A 24752-nucleotide genomic window follows, 5' to 3' on the forward strand; every position below is an offset into this window, starting at 1 on the left:
ATTATATTATTTAATGAAATATTGTTAATGGGGAAACAAAAATTATGATATGCTAGAGCTTTCAGATCTCTAATTTCTCATGACTGCATTACTTATTCTGATATTATAGATGATATCTTTTCTAATTTCTTTCGCAATTCTTCAATTTCTTTCCGCTGTTCATCAATTGTTTTATCCTTATCTACCATTGCTTTTTCAACAATTCTTAACATCTCTTTATTATTTAGCACATAATTTGGATCACTATCAAACATAATTGTCCCAGAATAATAAGGTGATGCAACATAGGGCATATAAATCGGCTTACTAGAGTTACTACTGGAAATAACATAATTTTTACCCTTAATGTATTGTTTAAATTCATCTATGTTTTCAGAAGGTTTATAGTATAAAAGCTTCTCATTTAGTTCACTACTTAACTTATTAAATAATATTAAACTACTATAACAAGGTAGACACGGATATGTTAATAATTTTGTCATTTTATTTTTTAGTTTATATTGATCTCCATCATTACAATAAGTTAAGCATATTTTAGAATGAATGCTGTAAGCCATCGCAACATATCTAGGCATAATATCTTCAAACACCTTACTATCTACATATGCAAATTTTTCCATCCATCTTGTATATGGAAAAGAATCAAAATCAGCTGGAATAATAATTGCACTTACTTTAAAATAATTATTTAACTGTATCATGGCATCTACACTTGCAGTACTTCCTGATCCATGATGTGGCGCCATACAAATAATACTATGCTGTGGTTGAGCTTGATGTGCTGGATTTTCTTGTACAGAGTCATATAACGCGTATAATGCCTTATTTTCATTATCTATTCTTTTTCCCGTGGCCTGCATCAACGCACTAAGCCATGGATATTTCTGTAATCTTATTTTATGTCTCAGCACACCTCCATCTGCTTCTTGATCATTTATCTTTTCTTTTAAATATGCAGGTAAATTGTCTTTCAATGTGTTCAATGTGCTATTTTCAGCATCTCCAGTACATAAAAGTGACATAGTATCCTTATCACCATATTTATGTGCAAATGAAATAATCGGACTGGCTGCATTGTGATTTGCATTAGTATTCATAGACCATATGTATACATAATTTTGCAATTCAGAAATTATATTATCAAATCCACTTAAATATCTTCTATATCTCTCCGCTTTTTCACTAATTTCTGATTTTTCTATTTTTTCATTGATACTTCTATTTTCATTGATACTTATATATTGATTTTCAAGTTGTGCTTGAGCCTTATCCCATAATTCTTTAATATCCCCATTAAAAAAAGCAGGATTAGAATGTTCTTCATTCTTTTTATTTCTCCAATAATATGGTTCGATTGATCTATCTTTATACTGCAAACGTACTTCTTTCGCAATTTTTGTATCTTTTGTATTCCAATCACCACATAGAAATGCAACTAGATTAAACTGCTTTAAATAACTAAAATAACCCCTCATTTCACTTATATGATCTTGTTCAGGATGAGATAATATAACTATCAATAAATTCAAACCTTTTAGTGCTTTTAAAGCAGCATCTTTATCTATACCGTAAGTAGTAGTAGTTCCAAAATCATACATTATGCCTACTCTTTGGGGCACTAGAGTACTATTATCCTCTTTCACCCAATATTTATTTAATTGACAATTCCCTTTACCAAAATTGAATATATAAAACTCACTTTTTTCCACCACCGAGTCGATTTGCAGCATGCATATCATTAAGCATGTACGCTGCAAATAATTTACGAATATTTTCAACATGATCAGACTATAACTTTATTCTTCATTACTTACAATACACATAGCATCCATTATTCACTGTAATATAAACAATTATCACCCTTTTCATAATTGCAAACACATAATTTTAAGTAAAATCATTATATATGATCGTAAAATTTCTAATATATAAGTATACACTAAGTAACGATGCATGCTTAATATATCATGCATTATTTATAGCTTATATATTATGATGTATTAATTTAATGATGCAAAATCCATTTTAGCACCTACTATGTAACAGGAGGTTGCTAAGAATTAGTAGATTGATCGCGTATTATGATGTCCATTTATTAAACATATTTTTGATATTTTCGAATGAACTTGTCTTTGTTTCTGTTTTATTGCTCTGATTACTAATCTTATCCAATGCGCTCCAAAGATTTATCTCTTCTGCTGTCATAGTTTTCTTAGAAGGAGTTTGTACAACAACGCGTACATATAAGTTACCCTTGCTTCGCCCAATAACCATTCCATGTGTTGCAACTCTCAGCTTAGTCTCAGATTGTATGCCTTCAGGAATTTTAATATTAATCATCTTTTTATCAATAGAGCTAATTTGAATTTCACTACTATTCACAGCTTGTACTGGTGAGATATTCACAGAACAATACAGATCAGATTTAACTCTAGTAAATTCCTTATGCTTTGCTATACGAATCCTGATGTATAGGTCACCACTTCTAGAAACACCTTCATCACCCTCACCTACCAAACGGATTTCTTGTCCATTTTCTATGCCTTGTGGGATAGTAATTGAGATTTCTTTATCTTTTTTAACTCTACCATTTCCAGCACAAAATCTACACTTAACTTTTATGGTTTTTCCAGTTCCGTTACAATTACTACATGCTTGCTCCACATGAAAAAAACCATGCCTAACATGCAACGTTCCTTTACCTTGGCATTGATTACATTTTACAGGTGGCTCCATTGATCCAACACCTTTGCACTTTTCGCATTTTGCTAATTTTGGAATTTTCACTTTAGTTTGGTGACCATGATAAGCTTGCTCTAAAGTTATTTCTAAATCGAAACTTAAATCACGACCTGCTTGATTAGTAGATTGCTTTTGCCCACCACCAAAAAAACTAGAAAATATGTCATCCATACCATTAAAGAATGATGATCCTTGCTGAAATTGACTTGAATCAAATCCACCAAATTCATCCCCACCATGATCATATTGCGTTCTTTTATTTTGATCTTTCAAAACTGTATATGCTTCAGATATTTCTTTAAACCTATCTTCAGCTTCTTTTTTCTTTGCATCTTCAAATCTATCAGGGTGATGTTTCTTTACCAAAGACCTGTAAGCTTTTGTAATCTCTTCTTGTGTAGCAGTTTTAGAAACACCTAAAACATCATAATAACTTTTTTTATTCATTTATTTATTTCCTTAGCATTCAATACTTTATTTATCTTCTTTTACGTTCTCTTCTTCTGCTTTATATTCAGCATCCTGAACAGTATCTTGATTTTCAGAGCTTTCAGAATTATCATCTGATTTTTTCTCTTTTTCTTGAGCAGCTTTATAAGCAATTTCACCAAGCTTCATAGCGTCATTTGATAGAGCAGCGATTGAATCTTCAAGAACTTTCATATCATCAGAATCTTTTTTGCTTTTCAAATCTTCTAAGGATGCTTCAATTTTTTGCTTGTTTTCTGCTTCAAGTTGATCTCCATGATCAACCAAAGCTTTTTCTGTACTTGAAATCAAAGATTCTGCTTTATTTTTAACTTCAATTAATTTAACTTTTTGCTTATCAGATTCAGCATATTCTTCAGCTTCTTTGATCTTTTGTTCAATTTCTTCTTCAGACAATCCACCAGAATCTTTAATAGAAATTCTGTGCTCTTTATTAGTTGCTTTATCTTTAGCAGAAACATGAACAATACCATCTACATCAATTTCAAAAGTAACTTCAACTTGAGGAATCCCTCTTGGTGCTGGAGAAATTCCTGTCAAATCAAATTGCCCTAACAGCTTATTATCAGAAGCCATTTCTCTTTCACCTTGCAACACTCTAATTGTAACAGAGGTTTGATTATCTGCTGCAGTTGAGAATACCTGAGATTTCTTAGTTGGAATTGTTGTGTTTCTTTCAATTAGTTTAGAACAAATTCCACCTTCAGTTTCAATTCCCAATGATAATGGTGTAACATCAAGAAGCAATACATCTTTTACATCACCTTGAAGAACACCACCTTGAATAGCAGCTCCACTTGCAACAACTTCATCAGGATTCACTCCTTGATGTGGTTTCTTACCAAAAATTTGTTGTACTTTCTCTGCAATTTTAGGCATACGTGTCATACCACCAACCAAAACGACATCATCAATATCACTAGAAGATAACCCAGCATCTGCTAATGCTTTTTTACATGGTTCTGCTGTTCTTTCAACCAAACCGTCAACCAAAGATTCTAATTTAGCTCTAGTAATAGATACATTAAGATGTTTAGGACCAGATGCATCTGCTGTAATAAATGGCAAATTAACTTCAATTTGATTAGAAGATGAAAGTGCAATTTTAGCTTTTTCTGCTTCTACTCTTAATCTTTGTAGCGCAAGCTTATCTTTTCTTAAATCAATACCATCTGATTTCAAAAATTCATCAGCTAAATAATTCAATACAGCTTGGTCAAAATCTTCACCACCTAAGAAAGTATCACCATTAGTTGATAGAACTTCAAAAACACCATCACTAATTTCTAGGATAGAAACATCAAATGTTCCTCCACCCAAATCATAAACAGCAATCTTCCCTGATTTCTTCTTCTCTAAACCATATGCAAATGCTGCAGCTGTAGGCTCGTTAATAATTCTTTTTACATCTAATCCAGCGATTCTACCAGCATTCTTTGTAGCATTACGCTGTGCATCATTAAAATACGCAGGAACAGTAATTACCGCTTCAGTAACAGTAGCTCCTAAATATTTTTCTGCTGTAGATTTCAATTTTTGCAAAACAATAGCACTAATTTCTTCAGGTCTATAAGTTTGTCCATTTACTTCTACGCATGCATCTCCATTACAATTCACAATTTTGTATGAAGATAAATTAGCATGTTCTTTTGTGGTTTTATCATCGTAACGACGTCCAATTAACCTTTTTACAGAGTTAAAAGTATTCAATGCATTTGTCACAGCTTGTCTATTTGCTGCAGCACCCACAACTTTCTCTCCATCTTTAAAGGAAACTACAGAAGGAGTTGTTCTTCCACCCTCATCATTAGGTATAATAACAACCTTTCCTCCTTCAAGAACTGCAACACATGAGTTTGTTGTTCCTAAATCTATTCCAATAATTTTGTTCATCATGACCCCTTTCTCGTAAAATTCAATAATAAATTAACCGTATATTTCAATTTATCAAAAATTTCTGTAAAAAGCTACTAATTTCTGTAAAGAACTATTTAATTCCTGTTGAAACAGAGACTTTCGCATGCCTCAATACTTTATCATTCATCATATAACCTTTTGCTTTTATTTGAGCTATTTTATTTTTATCTTGATCTGAGCTTATTTCTTCTAAAATTTCATGTTTTTGAGCATCAAATTCATCACCAATTTGAGTATTTTGTTGGGTGATATTTTTACCCTCTAAAATAGACAGAATTTGCTTATATACTAACTGAATACCAATATGAATATTCTTATCAGATTCAGCAGCTTGCAATGCTAACTCTAAATTATCCACAACCTCTAAAATAGATAGAGCAAAATTGTTGACAACATGTTTAGCATACTCTCTCGAATCTCTTTCAAATCTTTTTCTCATATTCTCTTTATCAGCTAATGAAAGGACAAGATCTCCCTTTAATTTTTTAACTAAATTCTCTAAACCTTCTTGCGCATTCTCTTCATTTTCAGAATCTGAATTAGCATTTAAATTTACAGAATCCACATTATCATTTAAAGTTTCATCTACATTACTTGAATCATGATCTACAAACATTGAACCCCCAAAATACTATGAATTTTATCAAAAAAATATTATTTAATCTAGTTTGAACCTTTAAAAACAAACTAAATCATAACTAATTTAACATAATACCTAACCAAAGTCAATTTTCTGTACAAACCATCATTCTATCCTATATATCACACATCTTTCGTTATCAGTAATTTTTAAAATATTAATTAGCTCCTAAAATCCTTTTTATACAAATAATCCATAATATATGTTATCCTGTACGAATATGTTAATTGAAATCAAACCATTACCTAGTTATGCGAAATATTGGAGAATCACAACAGCGAATATTCCACACAGTTTACAATTAGCTGCGGAATATGCTGCAAAGAAGGCGATTGCATTCAAGACACACATGCATGAGCAGGAAATACACCTTAATGTTAGATGCATTGATGTTCGATATATGAAATATTTGAATAAGAAGCATAGGGGCAAGAATAAAATTACAAATGTTTTGTCTTTTTCTTCTGATGTGATGCCAGATGATATGAAGTGTACTAGGATTTTAGGGGATATTTTTGTATGTACTAAAGTCATAGAGGATGAGGCATTGGAAGCAGATAAAAACTTCGAGGAGCACTTCATTCATATGGTGGCTCATGGGGCATTACACCTAATCGGGTATGATCATGAAACTGAAGAGCAAAGTAAAATCATGCAAGACGTAGAAATCAAATTACTCAAAACCTTCAACATCCAAAATCCATATAAAATAAATGACTGATATAATGCATATTAATTGAAAATATTATAATATCTGCTAAATCAATATTAACAAAAAAACTTTACAATATATTCATTAATCTTGACTAAAAAAAATTTGATTAAAACATAATATAAATCCATTATTGTGAATTAAGCTGTTGCCAGTTCTTTTGAATCTGATTATTGTTGATCATCTTTTTTCAGCTTGTGCTTTAAGCTTGTTCAATTCATCTATAGTGAAAGTTAAATTTGCATATTTACCTAAATCCCTAAGTGCATCATCTACACACGCTCCGTCTAAGTATTCTATTGCAGTATCAATTTCACCTTTTAACTTTTTTACTTCTTCTATAGTAAGTTCAGTAACTTCAGCAATTTCATTTATACTCACCGTATTCTTTATTAACATACTTTTCGCAATATTAATACGCGTTTGATTTGTTCTTTCCTTTTCTGCCTTATCCATAGAAATACCATAGTTATATTTAATTATACTATCATTCATAAACTCCAGTATGCTACCCTTGATTCTCACTCCGCTATTATGTCCAGCATATTCCTTATATTCAAACTCTTTAATATATTTCCAAGATTCAAGATATTTAGTATATTCAGTAGATTCAACAGATTCAACAGATTCAACAGATTCAACAGATTTAGGCACACTGTTTGTATGGACACCTATTACAACATTACCATTTAAAATAATTGGACTTCCACTATTTCCTTGCAAAGTATCTACTGTATGTAAAATCATTTCATTATCATTATTTCTGAGTCTAGCTTTTTTAGCATTTCCAGATGATTTACACAGTTTGCTATTAGTACTTGTATTGCAAGCTCCTGGATATCCAATGATTGTTACATCTTTTTTATCAGCAAATTCTACTACTTTAAGTTTAAATACACCTTCTTCATTATCAGTAATATTATAATCAAAAAATAGTAATGCAATATCATACTCAAGCGCACGCTCTTCTTTTCCTTTATAATTGTCATGAACATAATAATGTTTACAATGATGTTTAGTATTATGCCCCTCTTTTGCAAGTGCAAAATATACTTCATAAGCTCCTTTAAATTCAAAATCATATACATTATGCGCAGCAGTCATTACTATATTTTTACCAATTAAAAATCCACTTCCAAATACTGGCTTATCAATACCATCAAATTTCATGGTTATTTTTCCACAAGCAGAGTATGGAAGTGATTCCAATTCTTCCGATTTTGTAATTTGTTCAAATGCCTCATCTTCTGATTTTGCACTCATTATAGATTCAGGCTCTCCATACCTACCTTCATTATATTTTTTCATTGCTTCCATTCTTCTATCATTTTCACTTTCATTTAACTCAGCAAGAATTGGACCGCCATAGCCTTCTATACTTTTAATATTTTTTTCATCTTTTTCATCTTGATCTGGTTTATCAAATTTAGGCATTATAATTTTAACAATACCATCTGGACCTACGTTTACATATTGACTTGTAAATATATTCTTATCATCTTTACTTACAGGCACTGTATTATTTACTGCTACAATAGAATATGCTGCTGCAAGTGCAATGATAGGATAAGGCTCAATACAATCATCAAATCCATTCCAATCACTTATAGTAACACACAAACTTCCATGATCATTCGTTGAATATAGCCAATTTGGACACCTTAACTTATCTGAATCTTTATATGGCCTAATAGGTGCATCTTTTCCGCTTGATGCTCCTATATATGTAGCTATTTGAGACAAATCTGTTTTTAGCCCTGCAACCACACCATTAATGTTTTTTAATATTATACAATAACTATCACCAATGCTTTTTGATAATTTCCCATATCTCCCTCCTATATCATCATTCAAAATTCCAACACTCATCATCCTATACCAGTGTTGATGTATATGTGGATACATTGTTCCATGCCCATTAGATACATAAACCATGCTCATCTTCATTAAATCATTTAATAAAATCATAGTACTTGCTTGATCTGCAGATCCATGATGTGGTGCAATACAAATAATATCATGATCACTAGTATCACTTGTTACAGAATCATATAATGCATATAATCCAACTTTATGGCTATCTGTCGCCTGCATCAATGCATTTACATATGAGTATTTTTGTAATTTCATATTCCTACGCACAATATCTTTTCTATCTTTTAAGTATAGCCGCAACCTTTCTTCTAATGATTTATTATCATTACCTGATATTGTACTATCCTCAGCATCTCCTGTACAAATCATAGATAAATATTTTGTATCTCTTGAGACAGTTTGATATTGGTGTGTGAATGAGATAATTGGACTAACTGCATTCTGATCCTTTTCTGCACTATTACATGGTGTATTCATAGACCATATATATATATAATCTCTTAACTGAGCAATTGCATTATCAAATTGATTTAAATAACCTAATAATGATGCTTGAGCATTTGCTTGAATTAGCTGGTTTTGAGCTAAATCAAACTGTTGATTTGTATGATCCCATTGGCATATATAATCTATATAATTGATTTTGTTTTTGGCATGAGAGTCAGTCAGAGATTTTAATTGATGAGTTAAATTTTTAACATTTGCTTCTGCAGCTGTCTTATTTGCTACTTTTCGTGCTTGAATAAGATTCAATTCACCCTTCGCTATAGCAAATAATTCTTCAATATTTCCATAGAAGAAATTATTGCCCATTCTATCCTTACTCCAAGAATATGGCTCTATTAGTTTATTTATAAAAGCATCTTTTGCTTTTTTCATTTCACCTTTGTCATTCCAAACCCCACATAGAAATGAAATAACTTTTAATGTCCCATCAATCATTTTGTCTTTTAATGACTGGCTTTCTTTATCAACTTTATATTCAAGAACTCCTTCAACCTTATTTATATGATCTCTATCTGGATGTGATAGGATTACTATAAGTAAATGTAAGTCTGTAAGTTTTGAGCTAATTTCACCACATAAAGTTGCAGACCTAACATTATCAGCATATACATTAAATCTCAATGGAAATGGATGGCTCCCACAATCATACAGGAATCCAATTCGTTCTCTTTTTTTCACTTGCATTCCATCTTCATCCCTTTTATCATACTCAACAAAATACGTATTCAACTGGCAGTTACCTTGGCCGACATCAAATACATGCATCTCACTGCTCAGTACTCCAGCGTCAATCGATATACCAACAACCAGTATCAGGCTGCGTAATAGCATCATATTATTCTTCATTTTACCTCTATCCTCATAATGCCAAGGTTTTTACAATGAATTGCACCTGAAACTTTATAATTGTTCAGACTATAACCTATTTTCCCGGCAATTTGAAGGGTATCCTCATGATTACCTCAATTTTCAATCAAAATCAGCAACTATGATTTCAAAAGAAAATGTAAAAAGAAAACAAACTGCAATAAGAATATATATAATCAACAAGATAAAGCAGTGCCAAATACTCAGTTCAACATTGCATAATATAAACTATAAATGTTTAAATCCTAAATAAACACCTAAGCCTGATCAAAACCAGATAATCAAATAAAAAAAATTACTTAATATTTATTTGATACATTTATACGCATTATAGTGCTGCTTCACAGCTCGAAGCTCTTCATTTTTCATCTTTTTATAGAAAGTCTTTATAGAATTAGGGTTCACAAATTTCCCATCCACTTTAATCTCATAATGCAAATGTGCAGCAGTTGTCATACCTGTATTTCCTGAATATCCTATCAACTCACCTTTTTTAATTTTCTGATTTTTATTCAAAAGCAATTTTGTAAGATGCGCATAACCAGTTGTGATTTTACCATTATATGTCGGATGTGTAAGTTCAATATAATTTCCATAACCCCTACAAACAAATGCTCTTGTAACAATTCCATCGGCTGAAGCATAAATAGGAGTCCCCAAAGGTGCTGCGTAATCAATGCCTCTATGCATTCGTTTAATTTTCAAAACTGGATGAATTCTCCAACCATATGAAGATGAAACTCTAGCATTTACAGGCTTATTCAAATAAACCAAATCATCATAGGAATAATTTTTCATAGGATCATACAGTTTTTTCCCTAACTGCACTATCACGTTATTCTCACCATTCTTATATTTAACATCTATCAGAGAAATCTTTGGCATCACTCCTTTTTGAGATGAAGATTCATACTCCACATTAATATTATGAATATTATGAAGAGATTTCCCTGCTTTTTGCATATATTGCATTATTGTATGAACCATCGGCATTGGTAAACTTTTAGAAATTGAATTTCTCAAATTACCATTCACTTTATGCTTAAATATTTCTCTTTTCTCTCTCTGAATCCATTCTAAAATAATATTATCATCAATAGATTTAAGAAAAATCTTAAAACCTTTGCCTGTAATATAGCATTCATCAAATTTATGCTGACCATTTTGCTCAAATACTTTAGTGGAAATCACGGCATTATATAGCCATGATGGAGGAATTACTTTTTCAATTTCTTGAGTAATTTTTGCAACTTGATTAAGAGCAATTCCCTCTTTTGAAAATGATATTGAAACACCTTCATGCCCAATCACGTGCTTTACCATTAATTGTTTTACAGGAATATTAGATAAAATCATATTAGATTGGGAAATTTTTGGAACATTTGCTAATTTTAGTATAACAATACAACCACTCATAAATAGACATAATCTAAATAATGATATTAATTCGAAAAAGATATAAGTAAAGTTGATTAATCTAGGCATTAATCTGACAAAACTAGCCACATAACGACTCCAAAAACTAATTTCATCTACAAAAAACTTTACTACTATCGAGACCACGAAGCAATTCTAACACTTTCAAATAATTATCGCTATCTTATGTTGAAAAATCTGTGTAAAAATTGATATAAAATTAATTTTATTCTTTGGAAATACCTATATATAACGCAAATATATTGTAATTTCTTTATTACAAAAATATCATTATTTTATATGGTATATTTTATGTAAATTTATCCGTTTATTCTTGTAAATTTTATGCAAATAATATTCTATATTGCATGATTACAAATAATATGCCTATTATGCACACATTAGGAGTGTGTAAGCATGAAAAAATCTCTAATAATACCTCTGTGTACATTAATCACCCAGATCGAATCTGTAGTTCTAAGCAGTGAATTTCATATATTTGATGTTGGGCAAGGTAATTGCCAGTTGAGTAAATATTATGTCCAATATAATCATAGCAATGAATATGGACAATCAGTTGAAAAAACGGAAAGAATTGGATTCCTTTATGACTGTGGAAACCATAAGCATTCACAAAAATCTGGTAGCCATAAGAGCAGATCGCAAACTTTAAGTGATGCAATCAATAAAGATATGCTAACAGATCTTGACTTGCTTGTAACAATCCTTTCATACCCAAATGTAGAAAATATAAATAGTTTGAGTGGATTATTAGAAAATCACTATGCAGTCCAAAGCCATGATCCAAAAAAAAGAAGATCTTCTGAAAAGCCATTTGTTTCATTTCTATGTGGTGATTGGGGTCAAAGTAAAGACTCTGTTGCAAGCACAAAAAAACGTTTGGCAGATAATTCTATAGAAACATATTCATGGAAAAACAGTGATGGATCACCTGAATTTTTCTCTGATAATATTGTTGAATTGTGGTCAAAAGCAAAATCACAAACAAGTCATGCAAAACAATTGTTATTAAGTAAGTTTGATAATGCAATTGCTGAATTAAGAATGCAAATATACATATGGTCTATGAATACTAAACACCAAAGCATAGATAATCAAAATGCAGCAAACCCAATCATTTCATTTACACATAGTTATTTGAAATATAATACACAGAAGCAAATATCTCTTTTGTGTGCTGGAAATGCTGAGCATAGCACAGCTCTTGAGCTAGTTCAAAGTATCTATAAAAACAATAGTTATTTCATACAGACAATTGATAAGGTTCAGAAAAACAAAGAGATGCAGGAAGTTGATGTGCAGAATGCTGTGAGATATGCTTTGCCACCCATTGATGATGTATTATTAGATGGAGATGTTGTATATATCGCATCACATAGAGAATCAGAACAGCATGCAAATACTATATACATATTGAATAGTATGTTTAAATTTAGTGCTATATATATATCTAATGGAAATGAATATCCTAATTTACATCGCAATTTCTATGATCAAACAATAAAATCATTAGAGGGATGGAGCATTAACTACGTTGTGGCACAAATGTCAAATATGTATAACGCAAAGACCTATCATATTGCATATAATTATGACCAAAGTAATTTGAATAATTTGATCAAATTTAATTTAGGTAAAAATCAAGCAAATACACCAAAGATAATCACAACTTATGAATCTAAAAGTAATGAAATCAAAGAGAGAGAATGTCCAAATTGGCTGTATTCTACAAGCAGCCATGGATCTGCTTCAAGTGTATTATTTGTAAGCACTGAAGATGGATCAAATAAAATATCTAATGTCATTTCAAATATTATGAAGCGTGAATACGAATTGCTTACTAAGAATGATTATAAGTTAGTTAAATCTCTTGCATCTTTATTATGCACGACATCTATTGTAGATTATGCTACAGATTCACACTATACAACACCAATCGCTTCAGCAATTATTTATCCGTATATCGTACGTAAATTATGTGATGATATTGCAAATATTTCATTTTTACAATCAGATTTCACTAAAAAATTAGGCATGATGGCACAACTTCCACTTGCATTAGATTTTATAATGGGGAATGAAGATTTTTATTGGAGCAAACTGACCACAGCATATGTTATGTCCAATTACTTTTGCTCGCTAAGTGGTGTAGATAATGTAAATAAATATATATATAACTTACTATCTGGGCCTGCATTTGCGATAATGTACCATCAAATGCTTGGTAGTAATGACGAAATATGGGACACAAAGATAATTAATATAAATTACGCATCCATACCAATCAAATTAGCACTTTCATTACTATATGGATCTAATTCAATATTGCAGAACGTAGTTTATGTAGTTGGATATGTGTTTTATGATTTCTTCTATAATATATTTCTATCATTCACACAGCTAATGGTCTAAAAAAGCTAATAGTTCTTTTGTATGATATCTAGCATATAAAGTCTTATATTATCTAATAAAATTTATATATACTTGCCAATCAATTTATTGCTTTCACTAAATCAATAAATTAAAAGTATGCTCTATTCAGCCAACCATTTATGAATCTATTCTGATTTGCATTTTGCATAACAATTATTCTGTAATAATTTGCAGCTTCAGATCGCAGGGCACATAACAAAGCATATGAGTTAGCTTCATTAATTGTAGCAATGCTTTTTGTGCCTAAAATACCATCTTCATCTATATGCACACCTGTGGCTCTTAATGCTCTTTGAAGCAGCTTATTTGCATTCTTATTCCCTAAATTTACCCCTAAATTAAACACTTTATTTGCAATTACATCATCATCGATTTTGTCATACTTCCATGTACACCAATAATATTTGTAATAAATTTCTGTTGCTGTTTCAATCGTTAATCTCTCAATATCAATATTCTGATGCACTTTTTTACTAATTCCATATTTTGTTTCTCCTCCTCTATCATACTGATCATTAACATACCCACCTTCATGTTCTAGTAAAACATTCATTGCTTTTTTAAATTTATTGCTATAAATTACCATAGTTATACCCCTTAATTACACCAATTCTCAATTATATAGGGTGATATATAAGCAATAAACATGAGATTGATTATTAAATTCAACAAATCTATTTAATGTTGCTTGCTCAACCCTATAAAGTAGTTTTGATGAATAGCTCTTATAAATAATTCTACGAAAAATGAAGTAAAAAATTCAAGAAAAATTTCTGAACTATTATAATATTAAATCAATCATTGCAGCCTGTTCAATATATTACTAGATATATCCATTGCCATAATATATTCAGCAAATCACTACAATGCATCATACAATTGTTATATATTTTCATTAAACATTTTAGATAATTTGACCAGATCATATATATTTCCTAAAGCTCCACCACTACACTTAAAGCTCTATTATTATACTTTTCACATGGCGCGCATAACTAAAATTAACCTAGGTTACAGATTGCATTTTTTCTTAGTTCTATAATATTTCCTATTATTCACCATTTGCTTACTGCGTTACCATACATTATATAATTGGCTATATTGAATAATGATCTTCTTAGTATTTTACAATATTTCATTAACAAGAATTACTGGTTATTATATAATTTAGATGTGGCTATATATGGATTTAATCATAATATTGCTTTTATTAACTTAAAACATCATACAATTGTTATATTCCATTATAATGCTTTTTACACTTTATTATCATATGTATTTTTCATTTACTTAATTATTGTGCTATTTTTATTCATTATCTTATTATCTATATCATTCAAATTATTATTATTTAGCATTGGAAGCATTTTACTTAAATTTGTTAGATTTGCTACTATTAATGGTAAATTATTCTCTTGTGCAATTAAAATTGCAGATTTATCATATGCGTCATACTTAATCGCTTGCTCATAATCCAAACTGTGCAGAAGTTTTGCACCTACATTAGAAGATGGATCTTTATCAAAAACCCCACCAACTGTAGATGCTTTACAAACCCAATTACAAGATAATTCCAACCCTCGAATCACCATTGCTGTATCTGTACTTACATTTCCACACCAACCTAATCCACCACATATAATAATTTTATTATGACTGTTTTGCATGAGCTGTCTTATTTTAATAGGATTGTACTTATTAATTATATCTTCATTACATATAGGTGATGCAATATATGAATCAAATCCCAAATCTGATATCTTATCTGCTAAATCAATACCATTAATCAAGGTGCTCATGATACCAATTCGATCTTTAAATAAGCGTTTGTCAGATTTGACAGATCTTCCTCTCATGATATTACCACCACCCACCATAAAAATTATATTCTGATTATGGTTTGATTTTATAAAACTAAGCAATTCATGAATGTGTTCTTTGAAATATGATCCAGAGATTTTAATTAATCCGAAATTCATTCAAACACTCTGTTTCCTTATTGTTTTCCAATAATGATTTTTTTGAATTCAATAATTGTAATGCCAGCTTCTTTTGCATATTGTTCAATTGTAATTTTACCATCAAATGCGTAAGGTTGAGATAATAATACTCTATCTTTCAAAGCCTTCTGAACTTTTCCTTCAAGCATTTTATCTTGAACTTCTTGTGGTTTATTTTGATCAATCTGAGCTAAAGCAATATCTTTTTCACGATTCATAATTTCTTCAGAAATTTCAGAGCTATTCAATACATCTGGATTCATAGCAGCAATATGCATAGCAATTTTCTTACCAAATTCAGGATCAGGACTTGAAATTCTTACTAAAACACCAATTGTTCCAACTGTTGGAAGTGGCACGATATTACCATGAACATATCCATATACATATGTGTTTTGTTCAGATTTTAATGTTGTAATTTCTCCTAATTGAATATTTTCTTTAATTACAGATGATGATTCAATCAATAGTTCAGAAACTTTGGTTCCATTTAATGCTTGATTCTCTAAATCTTTAGGATTCACAATGGATAGTGTACATAAATCTCTTGCAATTCCCCAAAAATCTTCATTTTTAGCAACAAAATCTGTTTCGCATTTTAAGGATACTAAAGTTCCTGCATTTCCATCCAAATGCATAGCTACTATACCTTCAGATGCATCTCTGCTAGATCTTTTAGATTGAGAAGCAATGCCTTTTTGACGTAACCAATCTATAGCTTGTTCTTCATTACCATTAGTTTCTTTTAAAGCTTCGTTACAAGCTTTAATACCAGCTCCAGTTCTTTCTCTTAAAGACTTTACTTGTACTGCAGTTATTTTACCCATTTTTAATCTCTTCCGTGGTTTTTTCTATTTTTTCTGTTTGTTTCTCTTCTTCTTTTTTCTTCTTTGCTTCTTCTTTTCTCTTTAATACTTCTTGCTCATCATGAATACCTAACAATCCAGCTCTTGAACAAAGAGTGCAGAATAAATCTACAGAGATTATAGAGTCATCATTTCCTGGTACTGGGAAATCAATGCCTTGAGGATCTCCATCTGTATCCAATAATAATACTATAGGAATATTAAGTTTTTTTGCTTCCTTAATTGCATTGGTTTCATTATGTGAAGTAATAATAATTAAGCTTGGCAAATCACTCATATCTCTGATACCTTCAAAAAGCTTTGCTTGCTTATCATGCTTTTTTTGGATCTTTACTTGTTCATGCTTCTTATAACTATTGTAAAAACCATCTTCTAACTTCTTTTCAGTGTCTTTCATTCTTTTAATTGATTGAGAAACTGTTTTCCAGTTAGTAAGCAACCCACCAGGCCATTTTTCACTGATAGAATATTGAGCACATTGTTTTGCAGCATCTTTTACAGCTTTTCTAGACTGATGTTGAGTTCCTACAAATAAAACACGTCCATTTCTTGAGTTAGCAACATGTTTTCTAATGGCTGCCAATGCGTTTTTAAATAATGGAATAGTTTTACCCAAATTAATTATGTACATTCCATCTTTTTGCTCAAATATATATGGCATCATTTTTCTGTTAGTTCGCTCTAACTTATGTCCAAAATGCACACCTGCATCCCTTAAATCATTAAAGGTAAAATTAATAATAGATTCTATTTCTTTATTAGCTTCTTTGTTAACTTCAACTTCTGGTTGATTTTCTACTGCTTTATCAGCACTGATATTATTGATATCTGTATTCACAAATAAATCTCCTTCTGTTTTGTTGCAGTCAGGAATTTTAATAGCTTTACTACTTTGATTTCACCAAGCTATGCTTAAAAACAAAAAAACTCCACAGAAAGTTTTTGACTGCACTTGCTGGACATTATCGCATAAAAAGATATAAAATCAAACAGTAGTTTCAGTTGATTGAGTTTATACAATTAACTGTAATCAATGAACTAATTTTTTAGGAAGGTGAAAAATGCATTCTGTTCCAATCACTAGAAATGGGTATGAAAAATTAAAAAATGAGTTGCACGATTTAGAAGCAATAGAACGTCCAAAAATAATTGATGCAATACAAAAAGCAAGAGCTTTAGGAGATTTATCTGAAAATGCTGAATATAAATCTGCAAAAGAAATGCAAGGAAAATTGGACTACCGTATTTCATATTTGAGAAAACGCATTCCATTATTACAAATTACCGATTTGTCAAAAGCAGTTGATAATATAATAAGATTTGGAGCATTTATCACATTAATAGATATAGATACTGACAAAGAGATTATTTATCAATTAGTTGGAGAAGATGAATCTTCTCCAGAAAAAGGCAGCATATCTATCAAATCCCCAGTAGGTAAATGTTCTCTAGGAAAGTCAGTTGGTGATTTTTTTAAAGTAATCACACCAGGTGGCACAAAAGAGTATGAAGTAAAAAACATTGATTATAGGTAATAATCATCATATATATTGCATATACATACCTTTTATACCTACAATTTCTTCTAATGATATAGTGTTTTATGAATATTTCAGCACTCTTTAGTGTGCTAAACACTCTAAATATTTATATCTGTATCTATTACTTTTATAATGAATGTATATATATTAAATTTAAATCAAAGTGAGATTAAGATGTTAGTTAAATTATTTCAAAGTGATTGATCTAGCTAATGTAACACAATAAATTTTATTTACTCCTGCTTTTTTAAGTGATTCTGCTGCAAAATTAATGGTAGCACCTGTAGTTGTCACATCATCAAGTAATAAAATGTTTTTTCCTTTGAACCTAAATTCATATTCATAATTAAACTCAAAAGCTCCTTTTACATTTTTCCATCTATCCGCTTTATTAAAAGTACTTTGAGTGCCAGTAAACCTGACCCTTAACAGCCCATTGTCTAAATATGGAATTTTTATTGCTTTAGATAGATTTTTCGCCAAAATTGAGGATTGATTATACCCTCTCCAAAAAAGACGCCAACTATGTAATGGTATGGGAACAATATAATCTATATCACTAATCCATTCTTTGATGGTGTTTTTTAATAAATTAGAGAAAAAACTTGTCAAATAAAAACAACCATGATTTTTATATGCCATAATTAGTTTTCTTGTATTTTTATCATACTTCATAATAGATTTTGCATAATCTATATGATGATTATCTTGTATACATTTTGCGCATGATATTTTTCCTAAATCATATTCAAATGGATTACCACATGTAATACATGCTGGATCTTGTATGAACACTATCTTACCCCAACATTGATGGCATAATCCATTTTCTTGCAACGTACAATCACATAAGTAACAAATCTTAGGGTAAAATATACTCATTAATTTTTTCATGAATTGGCGCTTATTAGATTATTACTTATATTTTCAATTATTTGATTAAAATTTGCAGATCTGCTTAATCGTCCAAAACACAATCCATCCACATATGGAATCAAATCTTTATAATTATTTTCATTTAAAGATCCACCATAACAAACTGGGCTATCTGTTAATTGTTTGATCCTATCAATTTCATATTTTACTTTATTTAAATCAGCAATACCTTCTTTCCCAATATAATCATGTGGCTCAAACACAAAAATGCTCTTATAAGATAGGAGGTCTAATGACTTATTTTCATTAGTGTAATTAGGTTTACGTTTAATCTTATTAAGCGTATTAGATAGATTAATAGCTTCTTGATAATCTTTAATAAAAATGATTGGCGTAATACTATTTTCCTCACATATCAAAACATGCTCTGTTGGATTATAATTATTGTTTGCACGATGATCTGCATGATTACACAACATATATTTCACATTAAACTGCATAAGTAAGCTGATAGAGACACTGCCTGTTAGTTCATTTTGCACAGAATTTTGAGCACATAAATTAATATTTTGTAATTTTGATATATAGGAAATATGCAAATAATTAGGAGCAATTATATAATGTATATTTTGTTTTGTTTTATATTGCGATGCATGCAATAAGTTTGCTTGAGAGCAAATACCCTTCCAATTTCCTATAATAACAAAGCTCATTTCCATTATTTTAATATATTTTATTCAAGATAGATATCGTGAATATATAGAATAATTTAATAGATAGGCAGTATAAATACTAAAATAAAAAACAAAGGGAATATTGCAGAAAATTATGATAATAAATATATTATATGTAAAGAGCATGGAGAAAAAATGGAATTAATAAATAATATAGAATCAAATCTGAAAAACAGGATTGCAAAATCGATTGAAGTATTTGCAGATCACTTGAAAGGTTTGAGAACTAATGTTGTGTCCCCTGATTTTCTGAGTGCAGTAAAGATTGATGCGCATGGCCAGTTCATGCCTATCAAATCAGTTGCTAGTATTACAGTTAAAGATCAAACCTTGCACGTACAAGTATGGGATAAATCTTTAATCAAAGCTGTTGAAAAAGGAATTATGGATAGTAAATTAAATGTGAATCCATCATTGGAAGGTGATTCTATTTTTATAAAAATTCCACCACTAACACAAGAAAGACGTAAAGAACTTGTAAAAATGGCTAAAGACCTTAAAGAAAAATCTAAAATTTCTGTTAGAACAATTAGGCAAGATTCTATGTCAGATCTTAAAAAACTAGAAAAAGACAAAGCAATATCTGAGGATGCTAGAAAGAAATCAGAAAAAATATTTGAAGAAATTATCAAAAAAGGAACAGCTCAAATTGAGTTACTTACATCTCAAAAAGAAAAAGATATCATTGGCTAAACTGATTTGTTTCACCACATTTCATTACATTAAACGTACAATTATACTTTGAGAATCTGATGTAAAACTGTAATTGAATTGAATGAAAATACCAATCATATATTTTAAGCTTTAGTTTTTTTTATATTTTATACACTTTATTATCCTAATTTTATAGAATTAATAAATTTACCTTTGCTAGCTGAATAAAATGCACTTAACATTCATTTTATCCATATAGCATGATTTGATTACTTATCAAATTTAATACAACTAATTAAGCTAAGCATAAGAATCAATCAATACTTATTTCACTATATATTTTAGTTAAAAAAAACATTATTCACTTGATTTATATATTTAACTTTTATCAACTTATTAACTTTATGCACCCAAATATCATTAACTTCCATGCATATAATAATTATTAAAAGGCTGATTTATTTAATGATAATTGTAAAGATGATAGTAAATCTATAAAGCAACAGTCAAACACTTCACGCTTTAGTACAATCACAATATCTTTAGCAATTACAGAATGATGTTCGCATAAAATACGATCAATAGCATTTTTAATTCTTCTTTTACATTTATTACGAACTACAGCATTGCCAAGCTTTTTGTTAGCAATAATCCCTATCCTAATTTTATCTTCATTATTATCAATACTACGAATAGAAAAAAACTTAGAAAAAAAAGGCTTTTCTTTTTTAGCTTTTTGAAATATATATCTACAACTTAAAGCAACATATTTGCGCATTTATGCTGAGATTTTACTTCTACCTTTTCTACGTCTTGCTGACATTACATTGCGTCCATCTTGAGTAGACATTCTTTTTCTAAATCCATGTCTTCTTTTTCTGACTAATTTACTTGGTTGATAAGTACGTTTCATAGTAAAATTTTCGCGTTTTTTGTTAAATATGTCAAGAAGAGATATTGTAAAAAAAAATCATAAGGGTTAGAATTTCAACTGGAGAGGTGGCCGAGAGGCTTAAGGCGGCGGTTTGCTAAACCGTTATACGTTTCTAACGTATCGAGGGTTCGAATCCCTTCCTTTCCGCCAATTCATTTTTTTTGTATTTTATTGCGAGAGGAAGGGCAAAAACAAGATTTAAAATACCCTTCCTTTCCGATTTCATTTTATTCAATCGAGTAGATATCCTATCTTTCCGCCATCATTTTATTCAGGCGAGTAGATGAATATAGTATTTTAGAAGTGCAAAATTAGCATTAGCACAATTAATGCAACTGAATCATATAATGCTCTGTACATTGCGATCGGAAGCTTCAAATTACTATAGAATAACTGTCATGCAAAATGCAGGACAGAATAAATGCATAAATATCTGGTTGAATTATGGCGTATTTTTAGTGAAATGATTTATTGAACAAATATTGGAGAAAGTGAATATAGAAAATCATAAAATACAAACCCAATTATATGAAGAACAAAATCCATTACTCTAATATTTTTTGTAATAGCGGGCCCATTAAATAATAAATATGCTAGTTGCATAGGAATAAATGCAGAATTTACATTAATCATTCTTGTATCCCATTCTACATCATCACTGCCAATCATTTTACAATACATTATAGGATACATAGATGCAATTAATAAACTATACATATCCTCTTCACTATTGTTCCTTAATTGTGAAAATATATGTTGAAATAAAGCGCCTCCTAACATAAATTTAGTCCAATAGAAACTATTAGTACGCATATAATCTGTTGCAAGTAATAATGATATTGAACTTGCAATGGATTTAAGGTTTTTGAAATTATCCTTACTAAGAAGATTAGCTTCATATTTTATCAAATTAGCTGTATTAACTACTAATTTATATACTGGATATGAACTAATAACTGAACCAGCTAATATTTTCATGCAAATTAAGTCATTATTTGTCATATAATCAATATGATATGTTGATATTGTTGCTATAAAGAATAACATTGCCTTGGTATAATAATCACGATAAACATGATTTTGCATATCATATTCCATATATTCAATAATATTGACTATAGATCTTATTGCAATATATGGGTAAACAATTGAACCAGCGAATATTTTTGTACAAAGTAAATTATTTTGTGCTATATAATCTATTGCATATGTGAGCGATGATATAATTGAAAGAACTTCAATAAGATTAAGCTCGCCTGCATTGCTTCTAATAGGAAGTTCAGCTTCATTTTTCATAATTTTTGCAAATTCATTATTCATGTCCGAGCTTATAACATATTCAGCAAGTTTAATGCCTGATCTGCATGCGACATATGGATAAGTAAATGAACCTATAGTTAATTTGCTCCAATAAAAATCTTCATTCCCTGCTATATAATCTACAGCCGATGCTGATAATGATAAAAATGCACACAATTTAATAATATTAAGATCAAGATTTTTAACTTCATTTTTCATAATTTTTTTGATTTTATTATTAATGTCAGAGTTAATAATATATTCAGCAATATTATTATATAAGTGATTTAAGTATGATATTTTAAGCTGTATGCTTGAAGCAGATCCATGATCATTAGTTGAGTATAACCAATCAGGGCAATACTTTTTTTCTCCACCATCACCTTTTTTTTGATAGGATGTTATTTTTTTTGATATGGTTTTTTGATCTTTATCTGAGCTAAATGTAATTAAATTATTTAAATCACTTTTCAAATAGTTATATGCAACATTATCAGTTTTATTATTGAATAAATGCAATATATAAGAAATATAATAATTTATTGCCCCTTTATCTAGTTTTATAATCTCTTTATACCAATTTATATGTGGATGTGGTTGCTGTGTTCCATGTCCTGCTGATACATATATTACACTGGGTTTAAATAACTTATTTAGTAACAGCATAGTAGTTGCTTGGCCTGCAGAACCATGATGAGGTGTTAAACATATAATGTCTCCTTTCAATAAATTATCATTTGGCAATAATTTAATTAACTCATTAATTGCACTTTCATAGCTTTTCCCTGAGATTTGTTTTAATTTATCAATTTTTTCCAATATGTCTTTCAATAGCATGTTACTTTTTTTATCTTTGTTTTTAACCAATTTAAAAGCTGTGCTATCTTCAGCATCTCCTGTACATAAGTTTTTAATCAATTCAAAAGCTGTACTATCTTCAGCATCTCCTGTGCATAGCATTGATACTTGCTTTGAAATGCAATGTTTTGAATATTTATGTGTAAATGAAATAATGGGGCTTGCTGCATTACAACCTGTAGTATTCATCGACCATATGTATATATAATCTTTCAGCTGATTAATAGCATTATCAAATTTATATAAAATGCTTGTATATATTGAACTTCTCTTTTTTGTAACATCAAATAACTTTTTAATATCACCAGCAAAAAATGGATATTCATAGAAAGATAAATGATAATACCCTGCAGTATATCCTGACACTTTTATTACCTCATTTACACCTGTATATTTAGTATCATCATTAGAAGGAAGGTTATTTGCGTTCTCACTTCTATCTCTTTGTGGAGATAAAGATCTTTCAGCTTTGTGCATTTCACCTGTATTTTTATTATGCCAATCCCCACATAAAAATGATATTACATCTGTTTTTATTGGATAAATTAATTTTTCTATCTTATTTATATGATCTTTTTCTGGATGTGATAAGAATATAATAAGCAAATCTAAATCTTTAAGTTTAGAGTTAACTCTGCTAATCATTTTATTCTCTACATTTTTTCTAGAAGCGTTTGCATATTTTCTATTTGCTATTATTGATAATTCAAGCGCTGTTTTTATAGATTCTGCTTCACGCTTCTTATATCCAGTAAGTGAATCTATTAATGTATCTATTTTTTCTTTAATCTTCTTATCATCAAATTGCAATATATCAGATTCTTCATTTTCTTGCATATATGTAGATAAAGAAAACTCTTTATATGCACATGATATATCTTCTTCTGATACTGCATTTTTATGAGCAAATATTGTATTTATACCCTGTTGCAAATAACTTTGAAAATAAAATTGCTTTATTAATTCTTCTACTGCTTTTTCAGCTTTTTTCTTTGCTTCATATGCTGCTTTTATATTTTCATCACCCATCATATCATTCCATGGATATACACAACTCCCGCAATCATACAAGAATCCAATTCTACCTGCACTAGTATTATATTTATTCAACTGGCAATTACCTTGCCCGACGTCAAATATATGAAATTCACTATTCCATACTACCGCTCCAATAGAAGCACAAACCATACTAAGATTTCGTGCCATTTTTAGCAAATTCTGACCTATATAATCACTATCAATATGTTTCATTTTCCTCCAATTAATTAATAACCATCAAAATTGTAATATTATGGCATAAAGCGATTAAGCCAACACAATAAATGTTGATAATTGCTCAGATTGTAACCTATTTTACAGGCAATTTGAATA

The 24752-nt window shown here is 29.8% G+C and carries 19 protein-coding genes and 1 tRNA gene; 5 read left to right on the top strand and 15 right to left on the bottom strand.

What is annotated here, in order from left to right; translation table 11 throughout:
* Nucleotides 1-92 precede the first annotated feature (92 nt).
* The 4 genes from FZC34_RS01810 to FZC34_RS01825 form a co-directional block, all read right to left on the bottom strand.
* On the bottom strand, nt 93-1781 hold the full coding sequence (locus FZC34_RS01810; RefSeq protein WP_148971759.1) for an MBL fold metallo-hydrolase: 1689 nt from the start codon (nt 1779-1781) through the stop codon (nt 93-95).
* 298 nt (nt 1782-2079) lie between these two features.
* On the bottom strand, nt 2080-3189 hold the full coding sequence (gene dnaJ / locus FZC34_RS01815) for a molecular chaperone DnaJ (protein ID WP_148971760.1): 1110 nt from the start codon (nt 3187-3189) through the stop codon (nt 2080-2082).
* Nucleotides 3190-3216: 27 nt separating this feature from the next.
* On the bottom strand, nt 3217-5124 hold the full coding sequence (gene dnaK, locus FZC34_RS01820; protein WP_148971761.1) for a molecular chaperone DnaK: 1908 nt from the start codon (nt 5122-5124) through the stop codon (nt 3217-3219).
* A 94-nt stretch (nt 5125-5218) separates the two neighbouring features.
* Nucleotides 5219-5764, bottom strand: a complete 546-nt coding sequence (locus tag FZC34_RS01825; RefSeq protein ID WP_148971762.1) for a nucleotide exchange factor GrpE — start codon at nt 5762-5764, stop codon at nt 5219-5221.
* A gap of 226 nt (nt 5765-5990) precedes the next feature.
* On the opposite strand from FZC34_RS01825, the gene ybeY reads away from it, so the two are divergent.
* Nucleotides 5991-6509, top strand: coding sequence for an rRNA maturation RNase YbeY (gene ybeY / locus FZC34_RS01830; RefSeq protein ID WP_148971763.1), 519 nt, complete (start codon nt 5991-5993; stop codon nt 6507-6509).
* A 171-nt stretch (nt 6510-6680) separates the two neighbouring features.
* Here the strand turns inward: ybeY and FZC34_RS01835 are convergent, their stop codons facing one another.
* Both FZC34_RS01835 and FZC34_RS01840 read right to left on the bottom strand, forming a co-directional pair.
* On the bottom strand, nt 6681-9728 hold the full coding sequence (locus tag FZC34_RS01835; RefSeq protein ID WP_148971764.1) for a S1 family peptidase: 3048 nt from the start codon (nt 9726-9728) through the stop codon (nt 6681-6683).
* 327 nt (nt 9729-10055) lie between these two features.
* Nucleotides 10056-11165, bottom strand: coding sequence for a M23 family metallopeptidase (locus FZC34_RS01840; RefSeq protein WP_187440008.1), 1110 nt, complete (start codon nt 11163-11165; stop codon nt 10056-10058).
* Nucleotides 11166-11582: 417 nt separating this feature from the next.
* Between FZC34_RS01840 and FZC34_RS01845 the strand changes: the two genes are divergently transcribed.
* On the top strand, nt 11583-13598 hold the full coding sequence (locus tag FZC34_RS01845) for a hypothetical protein (RefSeq protein WP_148971766.1): 2016 nt from the start codon (nt 11583-11585) through the stop codon (nt 13596-13598).
* Nucleotides 13599-13707: 109 nt separating this feature from the next.
* On the opposite strand, the gene FZC34_RS01850 is transcribed toward FZC34_RS01845, so the two are convergent.
* The 4 genes from FZC34_RS01850 to rpsB form a co-directional block, all read right to left on the bottom strand.
* The gene (locus FZC34_RS01850) at nt 13708-14205 is read right to left on the bottom strand and encodes a glycoside hydrolase family 108 protein (protein ID WP_148971767.1); all 498 of its coding nucleotides are present in this window, start codon (nt 14203-14205) and stop codon (nt 13708-13710) included.
* Between the two features lie 700 nt (nt 14206-14905).
* Nucleotides 14906-15598: an amino acid kinase family protein gene (locus tag FZC34_RS01855; RefSeq protein WP_148971768.1), complete on the bottom strand. Its 693-nt coding sequence runs from the start codon at nt 15596-15598 to the stop codon at nt 14906-14908.
* 17 nt (nt 15599-15615) lie between these two features.
* Nucleotides 15616-16446, bottom strand: coding sequence for a translation elongation factor Ts (gene tsf, locus FZC34_RS01860; RefSeq protein WP_148971769.1), 831 nt, complete (start codon nt 16444-16446; stop codon nt 15616-15618).
* Nucleotides 16439-17323 (bottom strand): 30S ribosomal protein S2, encoded by an 885-nt coding sequence (rpsB, locus tag FZC34_RS01865; RefSeq protein WP_187440009.1) that lies wholly within the window; start codon nt 17321-17323, stop codon nt 16439-16441. The genes tsf and rpsB overlap by 8 nt, the downstream gene beginning before the upstream one ends.
* Before the next feature lie 223 nt (nt 17324-17546).
* On the opposite strand from rpsB, the gene greA reads away from it, so the two are divergent.
* Complete coding sequence (gene greA / locus FZC34_RS01870; RefSeq protein ID WP_148971771.1) at nt 17547-18020, top strand: transcription elongation factor GreA; 474 nt, start codon at nt 17547-17549, stop codon at nt 18018-18020.
* A 192-nt stretch (nt 18021-18212) separates the two neighbouring features.
* Here the strand turns inward: greA and FZC34_RS01875 are convergent, their stop codons facing one another.
* The gene (locus tag FZC34_RS01875) at nt 18213-18920 is read right to left on the bottom strand and encodes a ComF family protein (RefSeq protein ID WP_148971772.1); all 708 of its coding nucleotides are present in this window, start codon (nt 18918-18920) and stop codon (nt 18213-18215) included.
* The gene (locus FZC34_RS01880; RefSeq protein ID WP_187440010.1) at nt 18917-19615 is read right to left on the bottom strand and encodes a triose-phosphate isomerase; all 699 of its coding nucleotides are present in this window, start codon (nt 19613-19615) and stop codon (nt 18917-18919) included. The genes FZC34_RS01875 and FZC34_RS01880 overlap by 4 nt, the downstream gene beginning before the upstream one ends.
* Before the next feature lie 156 nt (nt 19616-19771).
* Between FZC34_RS01880 and frr the strand changes: the two genes are divergently transcribed.
* Complete coding sequence (frr, locus tag FZC34_RS01885) at nt 19772-20329, top strand: ribosome recycling factor (RefSeq protein ID WP_148971774.1); 558 nt, start codon at nt 19772-19774, stop codon at nt 20327-20329.
* Nucleotides 20330-20735: 406 nt separating this feature from the next.
* Here frr and rnpA read toward each other — a convergent pair whose 3' ends face one another.
* Entirely contained in the window at nt 20736-21068 is a 333-nt protein-coding gene (rnpA, locus tag FZC34_RS01890) for a ribonuclease P protein component (protein WP_148971775.1), read from the bottom strand.
* Complete coding sequence (gene rpmH / locus FZC34_RS01895) at nt 21069-21203, bottom strand: 50S ribosomal protein L34 (protein WP_148971776.1); 135 nt, start codon at nt 21201-21203, stop codon at nt 21069-21071.
* An 80-nt stretch (nt 21204-21283) separates the two neighbouring features.
* Between rpmH and FZC34_RS01900 the strand changes: the two genes are divergently transcribed.
* A tRNA-Ser gene (locus tag FZC34_RS01900) sits at nt 21284-21374 on the top strand.
* Nucleotides 21375-21692: 318 nt separating this feature from the next.
* On the opposite strand, the gene FZC34_RS01905 is transcribed toward FZC34_RS01900, so the two are convergent.
* Complete coding sequence (locus FZC34_RS01905; RefSeq protein ID WP_148971777.1) at nt 21693-24632, bottom strand: hypothetical protein; 2940 nt, start codon at nt 24630-24632, stop codon at nt 21693-21695.
* Nucleotides 24633-24752 lie beyond the last annotated feature (120 nt).

The sequence above is a fragment of the Candidatus Cytomitobacter primus genome (assembly GCF_008189405.1).
GTDB lineage: Bacteria > Pseudomonadota > Alphaproteobacteria > CAJXXZ01 > 1604HC > Cytomitobacter > Cytomitobacter primus.

Coding starts and splice junctions, on each gene's coding strand:
- FZC34_RS01905 (WP_148971777.1), bottom strand. CDS start 24,632: ATGAAACATATTGATAGTGATTATATAGGTCAGAATTTGCTAAAAATG.
- greA (WP_148971771.1), top strand. CDS start 17,547: ATGCATTCTGTTCCAATCACTAGAAATGGGTATGAAAAATTAAAAAAT.
- FZC34_RS01845 (WP_148971766.1), top strand. CDS start 11,583: ATGAAAAAATCTCTAATAATACCTCTGTGTACATTAATCACCCAGATC.
- FZC34_RS01835 (WP_148971764.1), bottom strand. CDS start 9,728: ATGAAGAATAATATGATGCTATTACGCAGCCTGATACTGGTTGTTGGT.
- frr (WP_148971774.1), top strand. CDS start 19,772: ATGGAATTAATAAATAATATAGAATCAAATCTGAAAAACAGGATTGCA.
- FZC34_RS01850 (WP_148971767.1), bottom strand. CDS start 14,205: ATGGTAATTTATAGCAATAAATTTAAAAAAGCAATGAATGTTTTACTA.
- FZC34_RS01840 (WP_187440008.1), bottom strand. CDS start 11,165: ATGAGTGGTTGTATTGTTATACTAAAATTAGCAAATGTTCCAAAAATT.
- dnaJ (WP_148971760.1), bottom strand. CDS start 3,189: ATGAATAAAAAAAGTTATTATGATGTTTTAGGTGTTTCTAAAACTGCT.
- FZC34_RS01810 (WP_148971759.1), bottom strand. CDS start 1,781: ATGTTGAAAATATTCGTAAATTATTTGCAGCGTACATGCTTAATGATA.
- FZC34_RS01880 (WP_187440010.1), bottom strand. CDS start 19,615: ATGAGCTTTGTTATTATAGGAAATTGGAAGGGTATTTGCTCTCAAGCA.
- FZC34_RS01855 (WP_148971768.1), bottom strand. CDS start 15,598: ATGAATTTCGGATTAATTAAAATCTCTGGATCATATTTCAAAGAACAC.
- tsf (WP_148971769.1), bottom strand. CDS start 16,446: ATGGGTAAAATAACTGCAGTACAAGTAAAGTCTTTAAGAGAAAGAACT.
- dnaK (WP_148971761.1), bottom strand. CDS start 5,124: ATGAACAAAATTATTGGAATAGATTTAGGAACAACAAACTCATGTGTT.
- FZC34_RS01875 (WP_148971772.1), bottom strand. CDS start 18,920: ATGAAAAAATTAATGAGTATATTTTACCCTAAGATTTGTTACTTATGT.
- rnpA (WP_148971775.1), bottom strand. CDS start 21,068: ATGCGCAAATATGTTGCTTTAAGTTGTAGATATATATTTCAAAAAGCT.
- FZC34_RS01825 (WP_148971762.1), bottom strand. CDS start 5,764: ATGTTTGTAGATCATGATTCAAGTAATGTAGATGAAACTTTAAATGAT.
- ybeY (WP_148971763.1), top strand. CDS start 5,991: ATGTTATCCTGTACGAATATGTTAATTGAAATCAAACCATTACCTAGT.
- rpmH (WP_148971776.1), bottom strand. CDS start 21,203: ATGAAACGTACTTATCAACCAAGTAAATTAGTCAGAAAAAGAAGACAT.